This window comes from Methanobrevibacter cuticularis (assembly GCF_001639285.1).
Taxonomy (GTDB): domain Archaea; phylum Methanobacteriota; class Methanobacteria; order Methanobacteriales; family Methanobacteriaceae; genus Methanobaculum; species Methanobaculum cuticulare.
Genome location: NZ_LWMW01000090.1, coordinates 37,507 through 43,506, shown reverse-complemented (window position 1 = coordinate 43,506; position 6,000 = coordinate 37,507). Strand labels below are relative to the sequence as shown.

The 6,000-nt window shown below is 25.1% G+C and carries 5 protein-coding genes; 3 read left to right on the top strand and 2 right to left on the bottom strand.

Features of this window, described 5'->3' with window-relative positions:
• A partial coding sequence (locus MBCUT_RS11270; RefSeq protein WP_169805386.1) for a beta strand repeat-containing protein occupies positions 1 to 2,298 on the top strand: 2,298 nt, incomplete at its 5' end.
• Positions 2,299 to 2,555: 257 nt separating this feature from the next.
• On the opposite strand, the gene MBCUT_RS03965 is transcribed toward MBCUT_RS11270, so the two are convergent.
• Together MBCUT_RS03965 and MBCUT_RS03960 are read right to left on the bottom strand one after the other, a co-directional pair.
• Positions 2,556 to 2,930 carry a HEPN domain-containing protein gene (locus tag MBCUT_RS03965; protein ID WP_067259147.1) on the bottom strand — a complete coding sequence of 125 codons (375 nt, stop codon included), beginning with the start codon at positions 2,928 to 2,930 and terminating at the stop codon, positions 2,556 to 2,558.
• A complete protein-coding gene (locus MBCUT_RS03960; RefSeq protein ID WP_067259145.1) occupies positions 2,923 to 3,228 on the bottom strand; it encodes a nucleotidyltransferase domain-containing protein in 306 nt (101 codons plus the stop codon). Before MBCUT_RS03960 ends, MBCUT_RS03965 begins: the two co-directional genes overlap by 8 nt.
• An 874-nt stretch (positions 3,229 to 4,102) precedes the next feature.
• On the opposite strand from MBCUT_RS03960, the gene rbr reads away from it, so the two are divergent.
• A complete protein-coding gene (gene rbr / locus MBCUT_RS03955; RefSeq protein WP_211263767.1) occupies positions 4,103 to 4,687 on the top strand; it encodes a rubrerythrin in 585 nt (194 codons plus the stop codon).
• Positions 4,688 to 5,020: 333 nt separating this feature from the next.
• The gene (locus MBCUT_RS03950) at positions 5,021 to 5,401 is read left to right on the top strand and encodes a desulfoferrodoxin (protein ID WP_067259141.1); all 381 of its coding nucleotides are present in this window, start codon (positions 5,021 to 5,023) and stop codon (positions 5,399 to 5,401) included.
• Positions 5,402 to 6,000: the final 599 nt, after the last annotated feature.

Here is a 6,000-nt window from a genome sequence, read left to right as displayed (position 1 = left end):
TCGGTCTATAATTCCACTATCAGTGATAGTGATATTGGTGTTGTTTTCAATGGTACTAATAATACTTTAACTGGTTCCAATATACTCAATAACCTAAAAGGAGGAATAATTGTCTATAATGTAACTGATAATCGTATTAATTACAACCGTATTTTCAATAATAATGGCACTGGTTTCGATATAGTAAACCTTGGAAATGATACAAATGCTGATTTGAATTGGTGGGGTAATAATACTCCTAATTTACCAGCTTGGATAAATAATTATTATATAGTTACTATTATTAAATTAAATGGAGAAGATTATTATATTTTATCTTTAAATGGTTCTTCCCCTGTTAATTCTACTATTGTAGCTAATTCAAGTTTTATACAGATTGGTGAGAATGTTCTTATTAGTGGTCAGTTCGATTTTGATAGAGATGCTGATGCTAGTTTATTGCCTTATTTTGAAATTATAAGCAGTAATAGTTCAGGAAATACTACCTATGATGCTAGAATTCCTAGAAAAATAAGTAATTATAATAGGATTATTGTTGACAATCAAATATTAACAACTAATATTGATTTTATTTTTGACATTATTGTTGATGGTAACAAGCAAAACAACATTAATCTATCTGATACTAATGCTATATGGTCAACTGAATACACAACTAATCGTACTGGCAATATAACTGCAAAAATCAATTCTACTGGAAACTTAATATTACAACAATTCAGTAATTCTACTACTTTCATAGTAAATGATCCAAAGAATAGTACTAATTCAACTATCGTTGTTAGTCCTAATCCTGTTAATATTGGCGATAATGTCACTGTTAGTGGTGTTTTAGCTAATTTTACTGGTGTTACTCAGGTTAATGTTACTGTTGATGGCACATTATTTAATGTGACTGTTGATGGTTCTGGTTATTGGGAGCTAAATTACACTACCAATCGTACTGGCATTATAACTGCAGAAATCAATTCTACTGAAAACTTAATATTCCAACAATTTAGTAATTCTACTACTTTCATAGTAAATGATCCAAATAAGAGTAGTACTAATTCTACTGTTGTTGTTAGTCCTAATTCTGTTAATATTGGCGATAATGTCACTGTTAGTGGCGTTTTAGCTAATTTTACTGGTGTTACTCAGGTTAATGTTACTGTTGATGGTAATATTCAATTAGTGAATGTTACTAGCACAGGTGGTTGGAGTTTGAATTATACTACTAATCGCACTGGTTCTATTAATGTTACTGTTAGTCTTTCTGGAAATGATAATTTCTTTGATTTCAGTAATTCTACTAGTTTCACAGTAGCTAAGAGCAGTACTAATTCTACTATTGTTATTAGTCCTAATCCTGCTCAGATTAGTGAGAATATCACTGTTAGTGGTCAGCTAGCTAATTATACTGGAATAGCTAGTGTTAATGTTACTGTTGATGGCACATTATTTAATGTGACTGTTGATGGTTCTGGTTATTGGGAGCTAAATTACACTACCAATCGTACTGGTACTGATTTAGAGGTTATTGTTAGTTTTGCTGGTGATGAAAATTACACAAGTTTTACTAATACTACTAGCTTTGATGTTACTAAATTAGCTGTTAATTCAACTATAAATATTCCAGAAACTGTTAAAGTGGGTAAAACCATAACAATCGATGGAATACTTGTTGATAAAAATGGTAATCTAGTAGCTAATGCTCAGATTAATGTTACTGTTGGTGGTAAAGTTTATTCTTTGACTACTGATTCTAACGGTCGATGGAGTCTTACTTATAAACCAACACACACAGGAAATATCAGTTTTGTTTTGGATTATGCAGAAAACAATGAATACTTTAGTTATACCAATACTGCAACTTTTAATGTTGTAAAAGGTGAAGCTATCGTTGATGTTGATGTGGTTAAAAATTCTGATGGATCTGTTGATGTTATTGTCACAGTAACCGATGAAGACAGCGATCCAATACCAGACTATAAAATTAGTGTTGATTTGGATGGTAAATACATCGGAGATGTCATTACTGATGTTGATGGTATTGGAAGAATCCATATACCAAATAGTAAACTCAATGATGGTAAACATATGATTACAGTTACACCTAACAATTTGAACTACAATGCTAATCCAGTTTCAGTTGAATTTGAAACCCAAAACAACAACAATGATACTAATAATACTAATAAAACAAGTGATAATCCAGTAGCTATAGCTACTATGAAAAATACAGGAATGCCGATAATAACTATCATATTAGTGTTGTTAACCATATTTGGAATAACTATTAGAAAAAAACAAGATTAAACATTTTTTAGGAGGATATTTTATTTATTTTTCCCCTATTTATTTTTTTATTATTTTTTATTTGTAATACGAGCTGTGGTCAAAATTTTAAATCTATTAAACTAAAAGGTATTGAATTCATTTGTTTTTGAAATGGAGAGAATTTTTTTCTTGAAAAATGGCTTTTTTTCTTGACTTAAATGTTATAATAAGAAGTTTTTATAATGTTAAATATTTTTGATTTATTTTGTGTTTACTTAATTAAAAGAATAATTTTATTATTTTTTTAGGAATTTTAATGATTCATTTAGGAATGATTCTGATAAATCCAAGGCGCTTTTAGCTATTTTTTTGTTTATATTATCTGTTGCATCATAATCTACTTGTTGTCGTAGTGTTTGTGTTTTTACAAATTTTTTATATAAATCTTGGTTGAAGTTATCTTCTTTAATATATTTTTTTCCAAAAAGACTTATTAATCCTTTGTGTGTTTTAGTGTTACTACCCTTTAATAATAATAATGCTTTAGCTGCTGAAAACATAACATAATATGAAATACTTACAGAATCTCCATATTGTCCTATTTCATATAATGTTTTACTTGATTTAAGCTTGCTTTTTGCTTTTTCAACATAATCTTCTATTTCATCCAATTACAACACCTTCTTTTATTACATTAGATAAAAATGAGTAGTGTTTTTTAGTTTTAAAGCGTTCTTCTGAGATTATATGGGCAGATATTAGCTCCTCATCATTCATTATGGTTTCAAAGACTTTATCGTATACTGTGTCTTCTATTTTTTCTCGTGAAGTGGAAACAATTAGTATATCAATGTCTGATTCTTCATTGTCTTCTCCTCTAGCTACAGATCCAAATACTATGATTTTTTTTATATATTTGGATTTAATAGCATTTGCAAAATCACGGGCTAATTTCATACGATCTTTCATAAATAACACGACTATTTAATATTAAATATAAAGATACTTTATCTTTTTTTTATTAAATAAATTTAACTCCTTTTCTTATTAACTAAAGTTTAATTAAAAACATAAATATAATGATTAATTTAATCATTTTCAACAAGTTGTAATAATTCCAAATGGATATAGCCAGAAAAAATTTAGTCATTTTTTAGTTTTAGATTCTATAAATAATAATTAATTTCAATTTGAAAAGTTTTATACATTATAAATAATAATTAATTTCAATTTGAAAAGTTTTATACATTATTATATTCATAGTTTATGTGTTTTATTTATATGGGGTTATCATTTTATAAAACTTATATTGCTATATATTTTTAATTATGGTGCATTATTAAAAGTTTTTAGCAATTTATATGCATTTTAAAAAGATTTTTAAAAGAAATTTTATATTTTTACAATAATTCAAAAAACTCATTATCATTATTTTTTTTTAAGTTTTTACGCATTCATAATACTAATTTTAACTTTGTCTAATTTTTAAAAATAAGCTATTTTTTGATTAAAATTTTTATAATTTATGAAAATGAGAATATATAGCAGACAATCATACTATTTATGTAGATTTATAATAATTAGTAAGTTAGTTTTATATCAATTAATAAGTTACTTTAAAGTAGTATTATTATTAATTTATTGTAAAATAGCTAATAATGATTTAAATAAATAAAAAGCTTTTTAAAATCTGTTAATATATGTATAAAAAGTTATTATAACTTATTATTTGATAAAATTATTAAACAATCCCCTATTTCTGAATAAAAATGAAAAATTATTATTGAATTTAGCTTTACTAAAATATAGAAAAGTATATAATAACTAGAATGTAAAAAGTTAAATGGTGAAATTAATGTCAAGAACAGTTGAAAATTTAACAAAAGCCTTCATTGGTGAAAGTCAAGCAAGAAATAGGTATACTTTATATAGTAAACAAGCAACTAAAGACGGATATCCAGAAATAGCTGAAATTTTTTTAAAAACAGCAGAAAATGAAAGAGAGCATGCTAAATGGTTATTCAGATTAATAAATCAGATAAAAGAAAATGATGATGATATAGCTGTGGAGGCAGAAGCTTCTACTATTTTAGGAGATACAGCAACTAATCTAAAGGCATCTATTGCAGGAGAACATTATGAAGCTTCTCAGATGTATCCTACTTTTGCCAAAATAGCTAGAGAAGAGGGTCATGATGATATAGCTGATAGGTTAGAGCATATTGGTCAAGCAGAACAACATCATGAAAGTAGATACAAAGAATTACTTAAGAATGTTGAAAACGGAACCTTATTCAGCAAAGACAAACCTGTAACTTGGGAATGTATGAAATGTGGTTATGTATCTAAAGGAGAAGAACCTCCTAAAAAATGTCCTTCATGTGATCACCCTACTAAATATTTTGAAATACTTTGTGATTTATTCTAAATAGAAAAATAAGAACAAATAACTCAAAATATAAAAACATTTTATTATTTAATTTACTAAAAAATTAAATAAAAAAATAATTTAATTTACTAAAAAATTAAATAAAAAAATAACTTTTGAAGCATTGCAAAAAAAATAATCTTTTGAAAATACTAAAGCGATATTAATTCCAATTAATAGAATTAATGAATATAATTTTAGATAGTAATCTATTAAAATTAATTAAATATTGATTATAACTAATTAAAATTAATTAAATATTGATCATAATTTAAATATTAATTATTAAAATTAATTAAATATTGATTATAAATACACAATCGAGGGAAGTAGATGACTGAATTAAATGAAATATTCAAATGTAATAAATGTAATAAAGTGGTCAATGTCATGGTTGATGGCTCCGGAGAATTAATCTGTGATGGGGAATCAATGGAACGTTTAGAAGCAAAAACTGTGGATGAAGGTAAAGAAAAACATGTCCCAGTTATTGAAAAAAACGGTAGTACTGTAACAGTGAAAATTGGGGAAGTTCCTCATCCAATGATAGAAGAGCATCATATTTGTTTTATTGAATTATTTGTAGGAGATGAAATTTTCCGTAAGTTTTTAAATGCTGGTGATGAACCAAAAGCTATTTTTGAGATTGGTGACTATGCTGGAGATTTAAAAGCCAGAGAATACTGTAATGTACATGGTTTATGGACATCTTAAATTCATAAACTTATTTTTTATTTTTATTTCAAATTTTATAGATACTCAATATTTAATTTATTCTCTTTTTTATGAATTATTTACACCTAATTTTATCATAACTATTTATCATAAAAGCTATTTTTAAAAAATATAATAAAGTAACATTAATATTTTTAAATAATGACTACTAAAAGTCAAATTGAAAAATAGCTAATTAAAAAATTTATTAAAAGAATTACTATTTATAAATTCTATTTTTTCAAACATTTAAATAAAAGTTCATGAAAAAATTTCAATATATTGATCAAAATAATAAAAAAAGATAATATATTAATACATATATTAAATAAATATAAGATAAAAAAATAAGAATAGCTATTACTACAAAACATAAAAAAATACTATCAATTTTTCAGTTAAGAGGATGATATATAAAAAGTATTACCTTAATAAAAAAAATAAAATAAATGATTGACAATATCATAAGCATGTATTAAAAAAGATCAAAAATATTAAAATTCTTAAAATGATAGTAAAAATCTTAAAGCAAGAGTAAAAATCTTAAAGTGATAAAGATTCTTAAAGTGATAGTGAATTATCAGAATTTTTTTACTTAA

Coding starts and splice junctions, on each gene's coding strand:
- MBCUT_RS03960 (WP_067259145.1), bottom strand. CDS start 3,228: ATGAAAGATCGTATGAAATTAGCCCGTGATTTTGCAAATGCTATTAAA.
- rbr (WP_211263767.1), top strand. CDS start 4,103: ATGGTGAAATTAATGTCAAGAACAGTTGAAAATTTAACAAAAGCCTTC.
- MBCUT_RS03950 (WP_067259141.1), top strand. CDS start 5,021: ATGACTGAATTAAATGAAATATTCAAATGTAATAAATGTAATAAAGTG.